Origin of the sequence: Psychrobacter glacincola (assembly GCF_904846215.1) — a bacterium.
Taxonomy (GTDB): domain Bacteria; phylum Pseudomonadota; class Gammaproteobacteria; order Pseudomonadales; family Moraxellaceae; genus Psychrobacter; species Psychrobacter glacincola.
In genome coordinates this window covers 117,217-136,639 of sequence record NZ_CAJGZK010000002.1, presented here as the reverse complement: position 1 = coordinate 136,639, position 19,423 = coordinate 117,217, and the positions used below count along the sequence as shown (strand labels likewise).

Sequence of the window (19,423 nt, the reverse complement as noted above, 5' to 3'; positions counted from 1 at the left end):
TAAGTATGAAAAGGTTTCCTATAGGCTTGATTTTAGTATAAAATTACAGTAGTAGACGCCGATGATTTTTAGAGAATAAGATTCTCTCTAAAGGATACAAATTAATAAGCATAACGTATTTTAATATAAGACAGTTGTTGCTAGTGAGTTTGCTGAGGCATTCGCTTATTAGCAACAAACGTTTTTATATATGACTGCATAGGATATAAAACCAGTATTCTCGTTTTATACAGTTATAAATTTGATCCGTACTGTGCTGGACAGGATACGGCTATACAAAGGTAGACATAATGGAATCATTTGCTGAACTATTTGAAGCGAGCATTGAAGAAACAGGTCTGGATATCGAGCGTGGCTCGGTTATCACCGGTACTGTTGTCGCCATCGATAACGACTGGATCACTGTTGATACGGGTCTAAAATCTGAAGGTATTGTCGCTCGTGAAGAGTTTTTAAGCGAAGAAGGCGAACTTGAAGTTGAAGTTGGCGATACAGTAGACGTAGTGGTTGAAGCGGTTGATAACGGTATGGGTCAAACCTTACTGTCACGTGAAAAAGCCAAACGCGTTGAAACTTGGAATTTCCTTGAAAAAATCTCTGACAACGATGAGATTGTAAAAGGTATTATTTCTAGCAAAGTAAAAGGCGGCTTTACCGTAGATATCGGTTCAGTACGCGCGTTCTTGCCAGGCTCATTGGTAGATGTACGTCCTATCCGTGATACGACACATCTAGAAGGTAAAGAGTTAGAATTCAAAGTCATCAAACTTGATCAAAAACGTAACAACGTGGTCGTTAGTCGCCGTGCTGTTATGGAAGCTGAAAACTCAGCTGAGCGTGAAGAGCTATTGAACAAGCTTGAAGAAGGCATCGAGATTGAAGGTATCGTTAAGAACCTTACTGATTACGGCGCGTTCGTTGATCTTGGTGGTATTGATGGTCTATTGCACATCACTGATATGGCATGGCGCCGCATCAAGCACCCATCTGAGGTGGTTGAAGTTGGTCAAGACCTAAAAGTTAAAGTATTGAAGTTTGACCGTGAACGCAATCGCGTTAGCCTAGGTCTTAAGCAATTAGGTACTGATCCTTGGGATAACGTTGGCGGTACTTATCCAGTAGGTGCAGTTGTCAAAGCTCGCGTAACCAACTTGACTGATTATGGTTGTTTCGCTGAAATCTCTGAAGGTATTGAAGGTCTAGTACACGTATCAGAGATGGATCATACCAACAAAAACATCCATCCATCAAAAGTTGTTCAAGTGGGTGATGAAGTTGAAGTAATGATTCTTGATATCGACGAAGAACGTCGCCGTATCAGCTTAGGTATCAAACAAACTCTAGCCAATCCATGGGATGAGTTTGATAAGAAACATGAGCGCGGTGATAAAATCACTGGTACGATCAAATCAATCACTGACTTCGGTATCTTTATCGGTCTAGATGGCGGTATTGATGGTCTGGTTCACTTGTCAGATATTTCTTGGAATGAAACTGGTGAAGATGCTATCCGTAACTACAACAAAGGCGACACCGTTGAAGCAATGGTATTGTCCGTAGATTCAGAAGCCAACCGTATCAGCCTAGGCGTGAAACAATTGACTTCAGATCCGTTTAACGAATACCTAGTCAATAATGACCGCGGTGCTATCGTTAATGGTAAAGTAAAAGAAGTAGACGCTAAAGGTGCTACTATTGAACTTGCTGACGAAGTTGAAGCGTATCTACGTGCCTCTGAGATTCAACGTGACCGCGTTGAAGATGCGACTAAGCATCTAACAGTTGGTGATGATGTTGAAGCTAAAATCATCAGTGTTGATCGTAAGACACGTAACATTAGCCTGTCTATCAAAGCGAAAGACGAAGCTGAAGAGCGTCAAGCGATTAAAGAATTAAGTAGCACTACCACGACTAGTACTGCTGCCGGTTCTGAGGCACAACCAAAAACCATTGGTGACTTGATCAAAGAACAAATGCAGTAAGCTATTTACTGCTAATGTTATGATCTCATAAAAGAAAGCGACTCCGGTCGCTTTTTTTTATGGTTAAATTTTGCTATTGACGATATTTGATGAAGTTTTTTCCTTGATAGGAGAACTCTTGTTTCCAATTTAGCTCAATATCCGCTATCATTTGCAACATCGAGTAACGAGATGTAAACTTAGACCCAAGTCATTATAAATAAACAGATATTTAACCAACAATAGCGTGGTTATTAGCTAGTATTTTATAATATCTGTGGTGATCATTTTAGTTATTTACATCATCTTATCTATCAATTAACAAGGCAAGTGTGATAATGCAGCAAACAATTAATAAGTCTGAATTTATTAGTAATCTGAGTGCGAATTGTGACACGATGACAGATACCATTGTCGATGACGCCGTACGCGAAATATTAAATTTGATGACCCATACGCTCGCCAATGATGGTCGAGTAGAAGTTCGTGGGTTTGGCAGTTTTTGTCTTCATCATCGCCGTGCTCGTATGGGGCGCAATCCTAAAACTGGTGAAAGCGTACCAGTACCTGCAAAAGCAATTCCGCATTTTAAGCCAGGCAAAGCATTACGGGAAGCCGTAAATGAAAAAGTAGCAGGCGGGCAGTAAGCCAATTGAAGTAATATAAGATATTAAACCGATCTAATACTAAAGCATGAGCCGATTTTTCTTATTTATACCAAACCTTTGACAACGTAGTATTATCAATCAGCATGGCTTAGTTTTTATCCATTTATCTGTTTTATTAAAAACCTAAGGGGACGTCTGATGCGTATTTTATTATTAGTGCTGCTATTTTTGAGCTTCGCTTATTCGCTAGCTTTGGTATTAGCAAACAATACTGAAGTTGGCGTGAATCTGCTGTTTTCACAAGCGCCTACGATGAATTTGGGTTTGCTACTGATCCTATGCCTGATACTTGGTATCGTCATCGGTATCTTATTAGCATTGCTGATTTTCCGTGTGTTGCAAAACAAGTGGGAAATATCGCGTCTACAAAAGGCAAATGCCAATTTACAAGAGCAGATAACCCAAGCCAATGTGGTGATTGATCGTCAAGCGAATGCACCTACTGTAGAAGAGGCTGTCTATGGTTCGACAGCGGTCAATGTACAAGACACAACAATGCACAATGCGCATCCCAATGGCAATGTCCATGAAGGGGCAAGTTTGATCAAGCAAAAACGCGATTACTGATGATGAATAGGATGCGTTTTTACTGCTTATTCTGTACATGATAATTTGATGAACCTGATATAAAGAGGCATAACAATGAACAACGCAATCAATTCTCCTGTCATCGTTGCATTAGACAATATGACAAAGGATGCCTCTCTTGCGTTAGCTGACCAATTAGATCCGGCGTTATGCCGATTGAAAGTAGGTAAAGAGCTGTATACTCGCTGTGGTCCTGAGATAGTCAAAGCGCTACACCAGCGCCAATTTGAGGTTTTTTTAGACCTTAAGTTTCATGATATTCCGAATACCACCGCGCAAGCAGTATTGGCAGCGGCTGAGCTTGGGGTATGGATGGTCAACGTCCATGCCAGTGCAGGACTAGAGGCTATGTCATTGGCAAAACAGCGCCTACTAGATAGGGATTTTGACACGCTACTAATTGCAGTGACTGTCTTAACGTCTATGGACAATGAAGCACTCATGCGAACGGGTATCACCGACGGTCTAGACGCACAAGTGAGCCGCTTAGCACAATTAACCAAGCAAGCCGGTCTTGATGGCGTGGTATGCTCAGCTCAAGAAGCAAAGACATTAAAGGCATTATGTGGTCAAGACTTTAAACTGATTACGCCTGGTATTCGTCTGCTAGATGATAATGCTGATGATCAAAAGCGTATTTGTACGCCAAAACAGGCATTAAATGATGGCTCTGATTATCTGGTGATTGGGCGCTCAATTACCCAAGCAGCAGATCCTAGCGCTAAATTGCAGTTGATACTTCAAAGCCTCTAACTTTTAAGTTAGATATTAAATAGACACTTACGACAAAAAGTAAAAAGACAGCCTGATCCGCTGTCTTTTTACTTTTTGTCGATAGCTGAAAAGGTGCTAAACTATTTATGTTTATTTAATGATATTGACCGCTATGAAATTACAGATTTTGAGTGACTTACATATTGACAGTTATGTTCGTCAATCCCATCCGATAGGGCATATCCCTAAAACCGACGCAGACATCGTTCTAGTGGCGGGAGATACGGCAAATAGTGATAGTGGTATGCCATGGCTACAAGAGCAAGCAGCGCGCTTACAAGTCCCTATAATCACGATTGCTGGCAATCACGAGTACTTCAATGAAGACGTGCTGCATTTTGATAAAAAGCTGGCGACTTGGGACAATTATGATGGTGAAGCAAAGCAGGGCGTTCGAGTCTTGCAGTGCCAGCATATTGATATTGGAGGATTGCGCATCTTAGGCTGTACGCTTTGGACAGATTATCAATATCAAGCCAACGAAGACACTATGGCGGCGGCGCTGCGCTTTATGCGTGACTATAAACAGATATATGCCGGTGGCGAGCTGTTTTCACCTGAGATATCAATGCAGATCCATGCTAAGCAGCGCCAATGGCTCAAGCAAGCATTAATCAACGCAAAAGCATTGGGCAAAAAAACCGTGGTTATGAGTCATCATAGTATCAGCCCATTATCAGTGTCTGAGAAATATGCCAATTTGCCGAGCAATGCTGCATTTGTGAGTGATTTATCCAAATGGATGTATGAGGACTGGGCACCAACGCTTTGGGTACATGGACATACGCACGAGGCATTTGATTACCCCATTCATAAGACGCGTGTCATCGTCAATCCGCGTGCCTATCCAAATGAGGTCAGTAGTACGGCCTTAGCGTTTGCATGGGATAGAGTGATTGATATCGGCTAGTTTCGCGTAATAAATGTGAGTCTTTATTTTACAAGGTCAGCGTGTCATAGTATTTTAGTGATGTTGAAATCAATGGGTCTGCTCTCAGTATATTTGTTTGAGATTATATTGCAATCGGACTTATATTTGGTTCATTCCTGTCAAAAAATCTGCTAGGCTTGTGTGATGAGTAAACTTCCTAATAACACCACATCGAGCCTAGCCGCTGAGAAGCTTGCGAGTCATAATCCAAGTGCACCCGCGCCCTCACACCTCCCTGATAGCATGATTTCTTCGGTCAGCTTGTTACCTGAAGGTAAGCGGTTGATTTTATTTACCAGACATTCCCTGCGTGAGCGCTCTGATGGTAATGGCTTTGCCAGTTATCAGCTGCCATTGACACCCAAAGGGCGCATATTGGCAAAATCTTGGGGTCGTTGGTTGGCAGGTCATCTGCCGTATTCGCTCGATGTCGATAGTATCTCGAGCCCGATTGGCCGCTGTCTTGATACGGCGCAGCTGATGCAAGAAGGTGCGGGACTACGGCGTGATATCGTACATCAGTCATTACTGGTTGAACCTGGTAGCTTGGTTACTGAACCTGATATTGCAAATCCCATCTTTAAAGAGATTGGTGTTCTTAATTTTATCAATCGATTCTTGCAAGGCAATCTTGAAGGTACCAAAAATGCTTATCAGGGTGGTCTCGATATTCTATCGCTCTTTTATCAAAATCAGCCACAGCACGGGCATCTGATGCTCGCTGTCAGCCATGATACTTTGTTATCTGCATTTTTAGCGGTGATGTTTGATGTTGTTGAGATTGATTGGAACGACTGGCCAAAGATGATGGAAGGGGTATTTTTGTGGTTTGATGACAAGCCATTCGAGCAAGCAAGTGCGTATTTTGTCTGGCGCGGTAAAGTCTATGTGCGTCCGATTCAGAATTTGCTTGAAGGTTACCTTGCTGCTGGCTTTCATCCTAACAAACTGCTATTGCCACCAGAAGTAAAATGGACGTAAGCGCTATAGTTAAAATATCTCAAAAACGCTACAGTGCTGCTGGTATAAGTTTTTTGCAGCCTCTGTCTGCATAGGCACAGCAAGCAAGAAAAATGAATATCAGCAGTACTTGATGTATCGATATTACTTTTCCCTGACTATATTTATTCAGTTGCTAACTTTTTGAGTAGGCATAAAAAAACCTTGCCTCAGTATTAGAACCAGTGGCAAGGTTTTAGTTATGATGCTATCAAAGCATCATACGGTCTAAACGTAACCAATCTTAAGCTAGTAAGCCTTTGATGGTTTTGTTTAGGCGGCTCTTACGACGAGCAGCTTTATTCTTATGAAGAATACCTTTGTCAGCCATACGATCAAGAACCGGTACCGCTTTTTTGTAAGCTTCGGTAGCCGCGTCATAATCTTTAGCAGCGATAGCCGCGTCAACACGTTTCAAATAAGTACGAACCATAGAGCGTTGTGACGCAGAGTTCTGACGACGTTTGGTGTTTTGACGGGCGCGTTTACGAGCTTGTGCAGTATTAGCCACGCGAATCTCCTTGATAAAGACAGATGAAAATATGAATGTGAATAACAACAAAGGGTTTAACCATCATCGGTAACGAGCAGCCGTCTCGCCAAACATGATGTCGATGTCTACAATTAGAGTATCTAATAGTAATAAATCATCGCAAGCGCCAGAACTGTTTGGAATAATTAAACAGTGTTGACGTGTAAAGCCGGTTATCTTAGCAAATTATCGCCCTTAGAACAATAAGTTTGATGATTATTGCTTAAAGAAGTTATGGCATTACATGGATGAGCGGGATTTTATGCCTTTAATAGAGGTTTATACAGCTATTTATCATAATATTGAGTCAGTATTTGAGTCTAAACGAGCGTATGAGCTGAATAAAACCGCTTGCTGATAAAATCTCTTACAATAAATCATGCATAATAGCCTCGATGATTGATTAATTTAGGTATGATACTACAGTGGTAAGCGTCACCGAAGGGCTTTTAAAAGTCACATTTTTGACGATCATAAGTATTTCAACACTCTATAAATGGATAGGATATGCAGCGAAAAGCAATGGTAATAGGTGCCACAGGGTTGGTCGGGCAACATCTTGTAAAGCAGCTTAGTGAGATTTATGACACATTGATTGTGATCGCACGGCGTCCTCCTCGCTACATTAATGCCAGCATGCGTTTTTATCAGGTGAATGATTTTGACAACTTAGCCGAAATCTTTGCAAGCATTGGCGCTGATCGAAAAACGGATGCCTTTAGTTGCCTTGGTACCACCAAAAAACAAGCGGGTAGTGATGAAGCTTTTCGTAAGATTGACCATGATTATAATGTCGGTTTTGCCAAACTGTGCCAAGATAAAGGGGTTGAAAACTTCTTTTTATTGTCCTCAATGAATGCGGATATCAACAGTCGCTTTTTATATAATCGGGTAAAGGCTGAAACTGAAGAGTCGATAATGGCATTGGGATTTGCCCAATTGGTTATTTTCCGTCCGTCATTACTACTTGGTAAACATAAGGGTCGCCCGCTTGAAAGTTTGGGACAAAAAGCCTTTCAGCTTATCTCGCCATTGGTGTCTGAGTCGCTATCCTTACATCCTATTTCAGCCAAGCGTGTCGCTAGTGCCATGGCGATGAGCGCCCATGATATCTACCACCGCAGCAAATATCGCACTGAATCAGTCATTAACAGCACTGAGATTATCGACAATAAACAGATGCTTGCGATGACTCGCGTAAAAAATTAAGCTATCAATCAAATAAAATTTCACGTTATTTATAAGTACGCCAAATAGCCTGAGTAATAATTGAATGTAAGAAATAAAAATAATTTGACCATAACAGACAAGGAGTCTTACCATGCCAGAATCAGCAATGATGACTACAGAAAATTTTGTAACCTGCGATTTATTGGATGCCCGTCCTGAATCACAGGTGTGTTTGCCTAATATCGAAGGTAAGTCGTTTTATAGTTTTGGCGGCAAAGACAGATTTTGCGGTGAGATTGTGACCGTTAAATGTTTTGAAGATAATAGCCGGGTCAAATCACTGCTAAACAGTGATGGTAAAGACAAAAACGGTCATGGCAAGGTGTTGGTCGTTGACGGTGGTGGCTCTATGCGTTGTGCGCTATTAGGCGACATGATTGCACAGTCAGCGATTGATAATGGCTGGGCAGGGGTTATAGTTTATGGCTGCGTGCGTGATGTCGATGATATGGCACAGATGGCGCTTGGCGTCATGGCGCTTGGTTGTATTCCGCGCAAATCAAATCGCCGTGATGAAGGTCAAACGGATATCGAAATCAGCTTTGGTGATTTAACGCTAAATTCTGGTATGTTTGTTTACGCAGATAATAACGGTATTATCGCTAGTGATAAACCGTTAATTTAAAACCCGTTCAATGAATAAAAACGCAAAAACCTCAGCTTATTAGCCGAGGTTTTTGCGTTTATCAGCGCTGTTTTTAGCATTAAATCTTTATTTTATAAAGTATAGTCAGGGAAAAGTCATATCGATACATCAAGTACTGCTGATATTCATTTTTCTTGCTTGCTGTGCTTACGCAGACAGAGGCTGCAAAAAATTTATACCAGCAGCACTGTGGCGTTTTTGAGATATTTTAACTATATATGGCTCTTTGCATTTTCTATAATAATGCTATGTGACAAACCGTTACGGCATAAATTTTGGTAATTGCGCAAATATTCGTATAATAGCTTTCTGACCCATAACTTTGATCCTATCCTCTATGTCTATCACTGCTTTAACTGACGCCTTTGCCCCGATTAATCAGCAGTTATTCCCTATCCAGAATGCCCAGCGCCGCTGGCTTGCACCTGTACATGGTGCGGTCAGCAGCTTATGGCTGGCAAGTTTAGTGCAAGCACCTATATGGAATGTTACCGAGCGTCTAAAAGTCGTAGTGACACGTGACCAAAATCAGCTGAACCAAATAGAGACAGAACTGGCGTTTTGCGGTGTGGATGCTCATGTATTTCCTGATTGGGAGACGCTGACCTATGATGAGCTGTCACCGCATCAAGATATTGTCAGCGAGCGTATCAATTTATTAACCGATATGCCAACGTCAGGCGTGCTATTGATATCTGTGCAGGCATTAATGCACCGCGTCGCACCGCCAAGCTGGTTAATTGGACAGCATTTTGATTTAAGTGTTGGCGATCAATTTGATATCAATACTCAGCGTTCTCTGCTCGCAAAAGCAGGTTATCGAGCGGTAGATAACGTTTTTGAGCCGGGTGAATTTGCGGTACGTGGCAGTATCATTGATATCTTTGCCATGGGTCAGCCATTCCCGCTGCGTCTGGATTTATTCGATGACGAGATTGAAACGATTCGCTTCTTTAACCCGCAGACCCAGCGGACATTGACCGTTGATGATTTAAAGTCAATGATGAGTGGTAACGATAGCAGTATGGGCAAAGAGTCGTTGTCGCTACTGCATAAATTGCCAGATATCTCAAAGCCTATTCAGCAATTCCAAATACTACCGGCAAAAGAGTTTCCACTTGATGAAGGGCGCGAGACCTTCCGCATAAATTTTGCTGCCATGTTCCCCAATAGCAGTAGCCGTAAGTTCGAGTTGCATAAAGATGTGATGGCAGGTATCGCTAGTAGCGGACTTGAATATTATCAGCCCCTGTTTTTTGATTTAAAAGACTGGACGGTGGAAAGTAGTTTATTTGCTTATCTGCCAAGCGATACGCTATTTATCACCGATGAGCTAATTAACGAAAAACAGGCGGATTATTGGTCGCAAATCCAGCGCCGCTATGAAGAGCGTCGTCACGATATTGATAAGCCTATCGTCGCCCCTGAGCTGCTGTATTTGTTGTCAAATACCCTTAACGAGCATCTCAATCATTATCCACGCGTTATCTTGAGTGCGCGTAATGAGTTAGCGACAATGAATGAGGGATCTGCAATTGAAGAGTCAGTATTGGAGAGTCAATTACAGTCAACTGCACAAATACCATTAGATTTTTTTGAGAATAAACAACAAGGCTTGGTGACGTTAAGTGCGCAAGCACCGCCGCAATTAGCTGTCAATCATCAAAAATCAGAACCTTTAACTGAGCTGCTAGCGTTTTTAGAGCTACAAGCGCAAACGGCGACGCCGGTATTGGTGGTTGCTGAAACAGCAGGTCGCCGTGAGATTCTTATTGAGCTGTTTAAAGGTAAAATCGACATCAAAGCCTATGATAGCTTTGAAGCATTTTTAGCAGCCGATAAGACAAAGGATATTAAAAATAATAAGTTGCCACAGGTCGGTTTAACCGTTGCGCCCATTGAACGTGGCGTTTATGTGCCTGAGCGTTTGGTGCTGATTAGCGAGACACAATTATTTGGTCGACAAGTTCTGCAAACACGCCGTCGTCGTCAAAGCGGTGTGTCAGAAGAGTTCTTGGTTAAAAGCGTCACCGAAATAACCGAAGGCAGTCCAGTGGTTCATATCGAGCATGGTATAGGTCGTTATAATGGTCTAATTACGTTAGATGTGGGCGACGGTGAGCAAGAGTTTATTCATCTGAAATATGCCGATGATGCCAGTATTTATGTGCCGGTCGCCAATCTGCAAATGATTAACCGTTATAGTGGTGGCGACCCAGCACTCGCACCATTGCACAAAATTGGTAGCGGCAAATGGGATAAAGCCAAGCAAAAAGCGCTGGAGCAAATCCACGATGTTGCTGCTGAGCTGCTGAATATACAAGCGCGGCGTGAAGCCAAAGTTGGTATTCATTTCAAAATAGACATCTCGCAATATGAGCTGTTTGCGAGCCAATTTGCTTTTGAAGAAACCCCTGACCAAGCCAATGCTATCCACGCAGTTATGGAAGACATGCGCCAAAATCAGCCCATGGATCGACTTATCTGCGGCGATGTGGGTTTTGGTAAAACCGAAGTGGCCATGCGAGCTGCGTTTATCGCGGTTAGTGCTGGCTACCAAGTGGCGGTATTGGTACCGACAACCTTGCTAGCAGGTCAGCATGAGGATAATTTCCGTGATAGATTTGCTGATTGGCCGGTGCGTGTTGAAACCTTGTCGCGCTTTGGCGGCAAAAAGCATCAAGAAACGGTTCTAACAGACCTTGCGGCTGGTAAAGTGGATATCGTTATCGGTACTCATAAGCTATTGCAACCAGATGTGAAGTTTTCCAATTTAGGGTTAATGATTGTCGATGAGGAACATCGCTTTGGCGTACGTCATAAAGAGCGTATCAAGGCGATTCAGACCGATGTCGATAGTATGTCGATGACAGCGACACCCATCCCTAGAACGCTTAATATGGCGTTATCTGGCATGCGTGATATGTCTATTATTGCCACACCTCCAGCTCGTCGCCTTGCGATTAAAACCTTTGTCATGCAAAAGACAGAAGCATTGATGAAAGAAGCTATCTTGCGTGAGTTACTACGCGGTGGTCAGGTCTATCTATTACATAATGATGTGGCCAGTATCGAGCGTATGGCAGAGACCATCCGTGAGCTCGTGCCTGAGGCGCGAGTGGGAGTCGCTCATGGGCAAATGCAAGAGCGGCAACTTGAACAAGTGATGCAGCAGTTTTATCATAAAAAATTCAACGTGCTGATATGTTCGACCATTATCGAAACGGGTATCGATGTACCCAATGCCAATACCATTATTATTGAGCGCGCTGATAAGTTCGGTTTGGCACAGCTACATCAGCTGCGGGGTCGCGTTGGTCGTAGTCATCACCAAGCCTATTGTTATCTGCTGGTACCGTCTATTAAAGGGCTTAAAGGTGATGCCAAGCGCCGATTGCATGCGATTGAACGTGCTAATACGCTGGGTGCAGGCTTTATGCTGGCAAGTGAAGACTTAGAGATTCGCGGTGCTGGTGAGATACTCGGTAAGCAGCAAAGCGGTAATATGCAAGCGATAGGCTTTAGCTTATATATGGATATGCTCGAGCGGGCGACAAAAGCGATTAAAGCCGGTAAAGAGCCTGATTTAAGTACGCCATTGTCGCTGACCAGTGAGATTAATCTGCACAGCTCGGCATTGATACCAGAAGAATATCTACACGACGTACATCAGCGTTTATTATTCTATAAGCGTATTGGGAATGCAGATGATAAAGAGGCACTGACTGATATTCGAACTGAAATGATTGATCGTTTTGGTATCTTGCCAGACCAGACCAAGCAGTTATTTGCCATTCATGGGCTGCGTATACAAGCTGAACCGCTGAAAATTAATAAAATTGATGCCAATAGTAATAGTATGACGTTAGAGTTTGCACCAGATACGCCTGTTGATGCTTTAGCGATTATTAAGCTAATTCAATCGAATGGGCAGCGTTACCGTATGAATGGCGCCTCTGGCATTCGTTATCAAGATGGCGATAAACTGGCAACGTCGCAGCAGCGTGTGACAGTCATTCAAGAGCTATTACGCTATTTTAGCGAGCACAGGGTGGCGGAGTCGGCTTAATTTTCGACAGTTGCTTTCCGCCAATTAGATCAGCTAAGTAGGTGAACGGGGTATTGATAAGATAGAACGTCGAGTCAATCAAGTCATGGCGCTATTTTATCGGTTGGATAACTGATAAAATAGCGACACCCTATATTTAGCCTACTGTGTTTTAGTGAATCAAATGTTTTAGTGAATTAAATTTTGCTTTTCTATATTCCAATTTCTTTTATTCAAGTGTCATAACAAGAGAACCGTCATTATGTTCCAACTTCATCATAAACTTGCTGCTGATAGTTTCTTAGTGGGGGACTTCCCCTTATCGACCTGTCGTTTAATCAATGACTGCCAGTTTCCATGGTTGATATTATTACCACGCGTATCAGGTATCAAAGAGTTGTACGAGTTGTCTGAGGCAGACCAAACACAGTTTTTGCGTGAATCAAGCTGGTTATCAAGCCAACTTGCCAAGACTTTCCAAGCCGATAAAATGAATGTGGCAGCGCTCGGCAATCAAGTACCGCAGCTACATTTTCATCATATCGTCCGCTATCAAAACGACATGCAGTGGCCAAATCCAGTATGGGGCGTTCCTGCGATACCTTATACCAAAGAGGTATTGGCGCAAATGCAGCAGACTTTGATGATGGCGCTACGAGGTCATCATCAAATGCCGTTTGATTGGCAAATGTAATCAAATACTTATTTAGAACCTAAAATAGCTCGATAAATGTTAGTCAAAATAGGTCAGATATAGCATCTGGCTTTTTTGCTTTTAGCTCGAATTTGGCGCTTTTGTTTAGTATGAAGACATGACGACGATAATTTAATTGGCTTATGACAACATAATGAGTGACGAACGGTATGCTTTGAGGCGCCAATAACATAGCTGTTAATAAAATAAAAACGTATAATATACAAGCTTACTGTTTACTTTCTCTTATAGTATTTATAAGCGTAAATATCGTTTATAAAGATAGGGCGCACAACCTATATTATTTTTATGAGTACTTTTAATGATTTTTCTGGTTTAAGCGAATAGCTATCATGGCCCTTTTAGACACATTTAGCCCAAAAAAATCTATACAGGGTAATGATGTCTGTCGATTTGATTATCCTGAAGTCTTTGTTCTGATACTAAGCGTGATACTGCTCGCTATCCATTTTGACTTCAGTCCAACTTCAATGGCGCTTTTAATCGTCGTCTGCTTACCTAGCCTTATGATTTTAATTTATAACTTTCGTCGTCAAAAAAGCTTTTGGACGTCTAATATTGTTATTATTTTATTGTCTGTGGTCATTGGTTCTATTCAGCTTTGTCCTATTATCTCATTAAGTTTGGCGGCGTTGATTGGATTGCGTATCATTATTAGTAGTCCTGAGAATCATCTAAAGCTGATTTCTGTAGCCGTCGTCACTGTCATTATTTTTTACTATGTTAGTGTGATTTTGAATAGTGTAGAGATAGATTGTCATACCAGTTGGATTACCCCTATTATTCTGCTGTCAACAATGCTCGTGATACTTTGTCATTTTCGCCATATATATCGTGAGTATGTCCATTATGAAGCACGTGCTGAGCAAGTGGTTGGGCGTTTAAGTACGATGGTGTCGGTGATCAATAAGTTGACCCGTTTTATACCACCGCAAGTATGGGAACCTATTGTTAAAGCGGACAGTCCGGTTACTGTTGTTAATAAACGTGCTAAGCTGACGATTATGTTTTCAGATATCGTCGGTTTTACGGAGCTGTCTGATAGCCTAAGTGCAGATAATTTGGCTGATATCTTAAACACTTATATGCATTGTATGACTTTGATTGCCAATAAACATGGGGCAGTACTAGATAAGTTCATTGGCGATGGCATGGTGTGTTTTTTTGGTGAGCCAAACAGCCGTGGTCCTCGTCAAGATGCACTAGACTGCGTAGCTATGGCAATAGATATGCGCCGTGAGATGCGCACACTACGACAAAAATGGCGACTGATGGGCTTTGAGGGGCTATATATACGGATTGGCATTACCACAGGCTACTGTCATGTCGGCAACTTTGGTAGTAATAATCGTCTGAGCTATACGCTCATTGGTAAAGAGGCAAATCTGGCTTCAAGGCTTGAAGCTGTCGCTGGTAAGGGTGAGATATACATTAGCGAAAGCACTCACGATTATATCGCTCATGATTTTGATTGCGAATATGCAGGTGCTTTTCCGTTAAAAGGATTCGATGATAAGGTAAGTGCTTGGAGAGTGCTGGATCCAGATGAGAATAAAGGTAAATTGTCGAAATGGGTAGACCATACGCTTCCAGGTTTTAACCTGCATTTGAATTTTAGAGACATGCAAGATAACGATTATCAAGATATTAGAAGTCGTCTTAATCTTGCTCTTGCTCGTATAGAGCAAGAAGAAAAGTCTGCCGCTATTGAAATTGACGCAGCCAGCAAAAAAGAAAGGCATCATCATAAATAATTTATAGCCATATTATATGTTTATAAATGATTTTCTTTGCTCATGAATAGATTGTGATTATTGAAAGTTACAGTTTTAAGTGTCAGATATTAGAATAGAAAAAAGCCAGCTATAAGACATAGTTGGCTTTTTTATGAGTATTACATATATAGTTAAAATATCTCAAAAACGCTACAGTGCTGCTGATATAAATTTTTTGCAGCCTCTGTCTGCGTAGGCACAGCAAGCAAGAAAAATGAATATCAGCAGTACTTGATGTATCGATATTACTTTTCCCTGACTATAGCATTAACAATGCGCCGCGCTTAAGCAGAACCAATAAGTAAAGTCGTCAATAATTAGTGATTCTCTTTAGCATGGTTCAAAGTGTACTTTGGAATCTCAATGACTAAATCGTCATCTTCAAGCATAACCTGACAAGACAAGCGTGAATCAGGCTCTAGTCCCCAAGCACGATCGAGTAAGTCCGCTTCGATATCATCCATCTCATCCAAGCTATTAAAACCTTTACGTACGACGACATGGCAAGTCGTACAAGCTTTTGACATCTCGCAAGCATGCTCAATCTTGATGCCTTTTTCGAGTAAGGCTTTACATAAATTTTCGCCTGCTGCTAATTCAACTTCGATGCCTTCAGGGCAAATTTCATGATGGGGTAGTACAGTGATTTTTGGCATAAGGTAGTCTATCCAGTGCTAATCCGTTTAAAATAAAATCTAAAAGTATAAAAAATATGCTTAATTTGACATGTCAGCAATATGGTAAAGCATCTTGGTTACCAGTCTTGGGCACTGGTGCCTGCCATACTGGTCTTGACACTTTGATTCATAATAAGAGCAGCAAAGGCGTCGCTATGCGGCTTAAGCGCCAGTTTTTTTGCGTCAATAAGACTTAAATCATCCGTACCAAGCGCAGCTTGCAAGTCTTGCATGGTTTGCGCCAAAGACTGCTTAGCTTCTTCTGAGAGTAAAGCGGCAAAATCTTTCAGTGCCGATTGCAGCGCCAGTATCTCACGTTCTGATTCAACCTTGGTTTCAATCAATGAACGTGCATTTTTATCTTCTTCAGCATATTTAAAGCCTGCAATGAGTAACTGCTCTTTTTGTTCATCAGACAAGCCATAAGAGGGCACAATCTCAATTTTACTTTCGGTCTTGGTGGTGGTTTCTTGCGCACTAACCGTCAGCTGACCATTAGCATCAATACTAAAAGTTACTTCAACACGGGCAAATCCCGCCTTCATAGGGGGAATGCCATATAACTCAAAACGTCCCAGTGAGCGGCAGTTATCGACGGTTTCACGCTCGCCCTGCACGACATGAATGACCATGCCGGTTTGCCCGTCTTGATAAGTGGTAAACACTTGGCGCTTTTTGACTGGAATGGGTGTGTTACGCGGAATAAGTACCTCAACCAAACCGCCCATGGTTTCAAGACCAAGCGATAGCGGAGTGATATCTAACAACAATAAACTATTATAACTATCACCATTAATCAATTGATGTGCAGTTTGTGCCGCACCTAAAGCGACCACTTCATCTGGATTGAGGCGACAAAGCGGCTGCTTTGCAAAAAAATCGGCAACCACTTGTTGAATCGCCGGCATACGGGTTGAGCCACCCACCAAAATAACTTCATCCAAATCGGCTGTTGAGAGTTTAGCATCACGTAAGACTTGCTCGCAGACACTCAAAGTACGGCGACTAACAGGTTCTACAATGGCAAATAAATCTTCACGGCGTAAGATACCCTTAAAAGATTGCTCATTCACGACGATATCAATATCGACTTGCTCAGTATCCGTCAGTGCTTGTTTATAAGCTTTGGCTTGTTGGGCGAGTATCGACTTGTCATGCAGGCTAACGTCTTTTGGGTCGATATTCAACTGTTCGATTAGCCATTTAGTTAATAAACGATCGATATCATCGCCGCCAAGCGCACTGTTACCACCTGTTGCCAGTACTTCAAAAACGCCATCGTTTAGCTTTAAAATAGACACATCAAACGTACCACCGCCCAAATCATAGATAAGGTAATGTTTCTCAACGCCCGCATCGGTCGCTTGGTCAAGACCATAAGCGACAGCAGCTGCAGTAGGCTCGTTCAATAGACGCAGTACTTTGATACCGGCTGCTTGAGCGGCATCTTTAGTCGCTTGACGCTGTGCTTCATCAAAATAGGCAGGCACGGTAATGACCGCACCTTGAATGCTATCCTTAGGCAATGCGTGAGCAGCACGCTGTTCAAGCGCTGCTAAGATACGCGCTGACACTTCAACAGGAGATACGGCTCCCTGCGCAGTGATAAAAGTAGGCATTTCATCTTTGCCACCGCTTAACTCATAAGGATGAGAGAATTTAATATCAGCTTGGCTGCGACCCATAAATCGCTTAGATGAAATAATGGTGTTGCTTGGGTCGTCTATGACATGGGCGAGGGCTTCTGAGCCAACCAATGGGCTACCTTCACTTGGATAATACACCACAGAAGGCAATAAGGTATCTGTCGCTGTGCTTGCTTGCAAAACTTGTGCCTTGCCTGAGCGTACCACGGCGACCAATGAACGCGTCGTACCAAGGTCAATGCCTAGGCCAAAACGATGCTGGTGAGGTCGGGTGCTTTGATTGGGTTCAGCAATTTGCATTAAGGACATAAGATAACTCAAAGATAAAATGAATAAGTGAAATGATACAAAGATGATAGATCGACTACCATCAGTACAACATAAAATAGTTTTGCTATAAATGCTCAAATATGGAAATTAGCTATTAGAAATTAGCTATTAAAGGCTTTTGCAGTCAAGATTATACGAGATAATTGGTGCTACTTTAACCGTCACTTTTTAAAATTGCTGAAATGCATTTTAAATGTCTGCCAAGGTGTTGCTAATGGTAGTAACAGGCGATTAAAGCACAACAACTAAACGTATAAATCATCGTCATCTAAATGTGTAGCCGCCGAGATTGCATCAATGGCTGTCACGACGTCAGCATTTAACTTCACCAAAAACTTTAACTTTTGGGTTGCATCAATAGCGGTTTGCCAGTCTTGAATCTCATAAGCGTTTTTAAAGCTTGCTGACTGCTTTGCTAGACGTTCTGTAATCTGTGGATGTAACTGCTTTAGCGTTGCTATGTCTCGAGCACCAATAGCGTCGTCCAAATCCATACGCATTTCCATAGCGTCTTCTAAAAAATCCAAATCTGCGATGGAATGCTCCAAATTTTGCGCTTGACCTGCCATATCTAGCAAGTAACTGGCTCGACTATCAGGGGCACTCAAGGTTTGGTAACCCTGATTAATAAGCGCTGATGCTTGCTCAGATTGCTGCTGTGCTTTTGCAGGATTAGCTCCATCTTTTGCAACATTGTCAGGATGATAGCGTTTTTGCAAAACACGTAAACGCTGATCTAAGCTGTCTTGTACAATATCAAACTGAACAGGCTGCTCAAACAGAGCAAAAAAGTTATCAAACTGTGGCTCTAACGTGCTATCTGTCATATCATCTGCCTCTATTTTATTTATTATTTTAAGGGCTTCTACTTTGTATAATAAAAACGGTTATACCGTAAAGGACTCACCGCAGCCACATTCGCCTTTTTGATTGGGATTGCTGAATTTAAAGCCTTCATTGAGACCTTCTTTTTCATAATCCATCAATAAACCATCGAGATATACCAAGCTTTTAGGGTCAATAAAAATACTGACTCCAAGGCTTTCATAACGGGTGTCGTTTTCATCAGGGATATCGACGAACTCTAAAACATAAGCCAAGCCTGAACATCCTGCCGTACGAATACCCACGCGTATACCTTCGCCTTTACCGCGATTGTCCAAAAACTCACGCACATGTTGAGCGGCGCGTTCTGTCATTTCAATCATGCCAACTCCCATTGACTATCAATAATAGGGATAAAAATTCAAAATAAATAACGAAATAAATAAAAGGTGACAATTACATAAGCGTCATTGTCACCTCCTTGGCGTTAGCCGCTTTTTGGCAGCTTGCGCTTTCATACAGAGAACAAGTTGCTAAATACTATATATTAAACCGCTTACACACGGCTTAATATAGCTGGTCATTTTAACGACGACTGGGCTTAAGCAGGAACATGCTTGCCTTTATAGTCGCTAATAGCCGCTTTAATAGCATCTTCTGCAAGGACTGAGCAATGCACTTTTACTGGTGGTAATGCCAATTCTTCAGCAATGTGACTGTTCTTAATTTCACCAGCTTGATCCAAGCTTTTGCCTTTTAGCCACTCAGTAACGAGCGAGCTTGAGGCAATGGCTGAACCGCAGCCGTAAGTTTTGAAGCGTGCATCTTCGATAATACCGTTATCATCGACTTGGATTTGTAAGCGCATGACATCACCACAGGCTGGTGCGCCAACCATGCCAGTGCCGACGTTTTTGGCATTTTTATCAAGATTGCCAACGTTGCGTGGATTTTCGTAATGATCGATAACTTGGTCACTATAGGCCATGGGGTTTTCTCCTGGTTAGATGATGAGCTGTCATTTAATGACTGTCGTCGTTAATGGGTTACTGGCTCATCGATAATTGGGGTCAAACAT

At 42.1% G+C, this 19,423-nt stretch carries 17 protein-coding genes; 11 read left to right on the top strand and 6 right to left on the bottom strand.

What is annotated here, in order from left to right; genetic code table 11:
* Positions 1-290: 290 nt before the first annotated feature.
* The 6 genes from rpsA (at position 291) to JMW90_RS01695 (ending at position 5,903) form a co-directional block, all read left to right on the top strand.
* Positions 291-1,982: a 30S ribosomal protein S1 gene (gene rpsA / locus JMW90_RS01720; RefSeq protein WP_201561395.1), complete on the top strand. Its 1,692-nt coding sequence runs from the start codon at positions 291-293 to the stop codon at positions 1,980-1,982.
* A gap of 317 nt (positions 1,983-2,299) precedes the next feature.
* Entirely contained in the window at positions 2,300-2,608 is a 309-nt protein-coding gene (locus JMW90_RS01715; protein WP_201561394.1) for an integration host factor subunit beta, read from the top strand.
* Between the two features lie 159 nt (positions 2,609-2,767).
* The gene (locus tag JMW90_RS01710) at positions 2,768-3,196 is read left to right on the top strand and encodes a lipopolysaccharide assembly protein LapA domain-containing protein (RefSeq protein WP_201561393.1); all 429 of its coding nucleotides are present in this window, start codon (positions 2,768-2,770) and stop codon (positions 3,194-3,196) included.
* A gap of 75 nt (positions 3,197-3,271) precedes the next feature.
* Positions 3,272-3,970, top strand: a complete 699-nt coding sequence (gene pyrF, locus JMW90_RS01705; RefSeq protein ID WP_201561392.1) for an orotidine-5'-phosphate decarboxylase — start codon at positions 3,272-3,274, stop codon at positions 3,968-3,970.
* Positions 3,971-4,103: 133 nt separating this feature from the next.
* Positions 4,104-4,901: a metallophosphoesterase gene (locus JMW90_RS01700; RefSeq protein ID WP_227691825.1), complete on the top strand. Its 798-nt coding sequence runs from the start codon at positions 4,104-4,106 to the stop codon at positions 4,899-4,901.
* Between the two features lie 165 nt (positions 4,902-5,066).
* Entirely contained in the window at positions 5,067-5,903 is an 837-nt protein-coding gene (locus JMW90_RS01695) for a histidine phosphatase family protein (RefSeq protein WP_201561390.1), read from the top strand.
* A gap of 262 nt (positions 5,904-6,165) precedes the next feature.
* On the opposite strand, the gene rpsT is transcribed toward JMW90_RS01695, so the two are convergent.
* Complete coding sequence (rpsT, locus tag JMW90_RS01690) at positions 6,166-6,432, bottom strand: 30S ribosomal protein S20 (protein WP_011513993.1); 267 nt, start codon at positions 6,430-6,432, stop codon at positions 6,166-6,168.
* A gap of 528 nt (positions 6,433-6,960) precedes the next feature.
* Here rpsT and JMW90_RS01685 point away from each other — a divergent pair.
* From JMW90_RS01685 to JMW90_RS01665, 5 genes are all read left to right on the top strand, one after another.
* Positions 6,961-7,662 (top strand): NAD-dependent epimerase/dehydratase family protein, encoded by a 702-nt coding sequence (locus JMW90_RS01685; RefSeq protein ID WP_201561389.1) that lies wholly within the window; start codon positions 6,961-6,963, stop codon positions 7,660-7,662.
* A gap of 130 nt (positions 7,663-7,792) precedes the next feature.
* Positions 7,793-8,308 carry a ribonuclease E activity regulator RraA gene (rraA, locus tag JMW90_RS01680; protein ID WP_227691832.1) on the top strand — a complete coding sequence of 172 codons (516 nt, stop codon included), beginning with the start codon at positions 7,793-7,795 and terminating at the stop codon, positions 8,306-8,308.
* Between the two features lie 358 nt (positions 8,309-8,666).
* Positions 8,667-12,398 (top strand): transcription-repair coupling factor, encoded by a 3,732-nt coding sequence (mfd, locus tag JMW90_RS01675; RefSeq protein WP_201561387.1) that lies wholly within the window; start codon positions 8,667-8,669, stop codon positions 12,396-12,398.
* 241 nt (positions 12,399-12,639) lie between these two features.
* On the top strand, positions 12,640-13,071 hold the full coding sequence (locus tag JMW90_RS01670; RefSeq protein ID WP_201561386.1) for an HIT domain-containing protein: 432 nt from the start codon (positions 12,640-12,642) through the stop codon (positions 13,069-13,071).
* Positions 13,072-13,424: 353 nt separating this feature from the next.
* Positions 13,425-14,846, top strand: coding sequence for an adenylate/guanylate cyclase domain-containing protein (locus tag JMW90_RS01665; RefSeq protein ID WP_201561385.1), 1,422 nt, complete (start codon positions 13,425-13,427; stop codon positions 14,844-14,846).
* Between the two features lie 338 nt (positions 14,847-15,184).
* Here the strand turns inward: JMW90_RS01665 and fdx are convergent, their stop codons facing one another.
* The 5 genes from fdx to iscU form a co-directional block, all read right to left on the bottom strand.
* The gene (fdx, locus tag JMW90_RS01660) at positions 15,185-15,523 is read right to left on the bottom strand and encodes an ISC system 2Fe-2S type ferredoxin (RefSeq protein WP_011280748.1); all 339 of its coding nucleotides are present in this window, start codon (positions 15,521-15,523) and stop codon (positions 15,185-15,187) included.
* A 98-nt stretch (positions 15,524-15,621) separates the two neighbouring features.
* A complete protein-coding gene (gene hscA / locus JMW90_RS01655; RefSeq protein ID WP_201561384.1) occupies positions 15,622-17,499 on the bottom strand; it encodes a Fe-S protein assembly chaperone HscA in 1,878 nt (625 codons plus the stop codon).
* Positions 17,500-17,765: 266 nt separating this feature from the next.
* Positions 17,766-18,347, bottom strand: coding sequence for a Fe-S protein assembly co-chaperone HscB (hscB, locus tag JMW90_RS01650; RefSeq protein WP_201561383.1), 582 nt, complete (start codon positions 18,345-18,347; stop codon positions 17,766-17,768).
* A 60-nt stretch (positions 18,348-18,407) separates the two neighbouring features.
* Positions 18,408-18,728 (bottom strand): iron-sulfur cluster assembly protein IscA, encoded by a 321-nt coding sequence (gene iscA / locus JMW90_RS01645; RefSeq protein WP_011280745.1) that lies wholly within the window; start codon positions 18,726-18,728, stop codon positions 18,408-18,410.
* A gap of 218 nt (positions 18,729-18,946) precedes the next feature.
* On the bottom strand, positions 18,947-19,333 hold the full coding sequence (gene iscU / locus JMW90_RS01640) for a Fe-S cluster assembly scaffold IscU (protein WP_011513983.1): 387 nt from the start codon (positions 19,331-19,333) through the stop codon (positions 18,947-18,949).
* Between the last annotated feature and the right edge of the window lie 90 nt (positions 19,334-19,423).

Coding starts and splice junctions, on each gene's coding strand:
- hscA (WP_201561384.1), bottom strand. CDS start 17,499: ATGTCCTTAATGCAAATTGCTGAACCCAATCAAAGCACCCGACCTCAC.
- pyrF (WP_201561392.1), top strand. CDS start 3,272: ATGAACAACGCAATCAATTCTCCTGTCATCGTTGCATTAGACAATATG.
- hscB (WP_201561383.1), bottom strand. CDS start 18,347: ATGACAGATAGCACGTTAGAGCCACAGTTTGATAACTTTTTTGCTCTG.
- JMW90_RS01685 (WP_201561389.1), top strand. CDS start 6,961: ATGCAGCGAAAAGCAATGGTAATAGGTGCCACAGGGTTGGTCGGGCAA.
- rpsA (WP_201561395.1), top strand. CDS start 291: ATGGAATCATTTGCTGAACTATTTGAAGCGAGCATTGAAGAAACAGGT.
- JMW90_RS01665 (WP_201561385.1), top strand. CDS start 13,425: ATGGCCCTTTTAGACACATTTAGCCCAAAAAAATCTATACAGGGTAAT.
- rraA (WP_227691832.1), top strand. CDS start 7,793: ATGACTACAGAAAATTTTGTAACCTGCGATTTATTGGATGCCCGTCCT.
- iscU (WP_011513983.1), bottom strand. CDS start 19,333: ATGGCCTATAGTGACCAAGTTATCGATCATTACGAAAATCCACGCAAC.
- mfd (WP_201561387.1), top strand. CDS start 8,667: ATGTCTATCACTGCTTTAACTGACGCCTTTGCCCCGATTAATCAGCAG.
- JMW90_RS01670 (WP_201561386.1), top strand. CDS start 12,640: ATGTTCCAACTTCATCATAAACTTGCTGCTGATAGTTTCTTAGTGGGG.
- JMW90_RS01700 (WP_227691825.1), top strand. CDS start 4,104: ATGAAATTACAGATTTTGAGTGACTTACATATTGACAGTTATGTTCGT.
- fdx (WP_011280748.1), bottom strand. CDS start 15,523: ATGCCAAAAATCACTGTACTACCCCATCATGAAATTTGCCCTGAAGGC.
- JMW90_RS01710 (WP_201561393.1), top strand. CDS start 2,768: ATGCGTATTTTATTATTAGTGCTGCTATTTTTGAGCTTCGCTTATTCG.
- iscA (WP_011280745.1), bottom strand. CDS start 18,728: ATGATTGAAATGACAGAACGCGCCGCTCAACATGTGCGTGAGTTTTTG.
- JMW90_RS01715 (WP_201561394.1), top strand. CDS start 2,300: ATGCAGCAAACAATTAATAAGTCTGAATTTATTAGTAATCTGAGTGCG.
- JMW90_RS01695 (WP_201561390.1), top strand. CDS start 5,067: ATGAGTAAACTTCCTAATAACACCACATCGAGCCTAGCCGCTGAGAAG.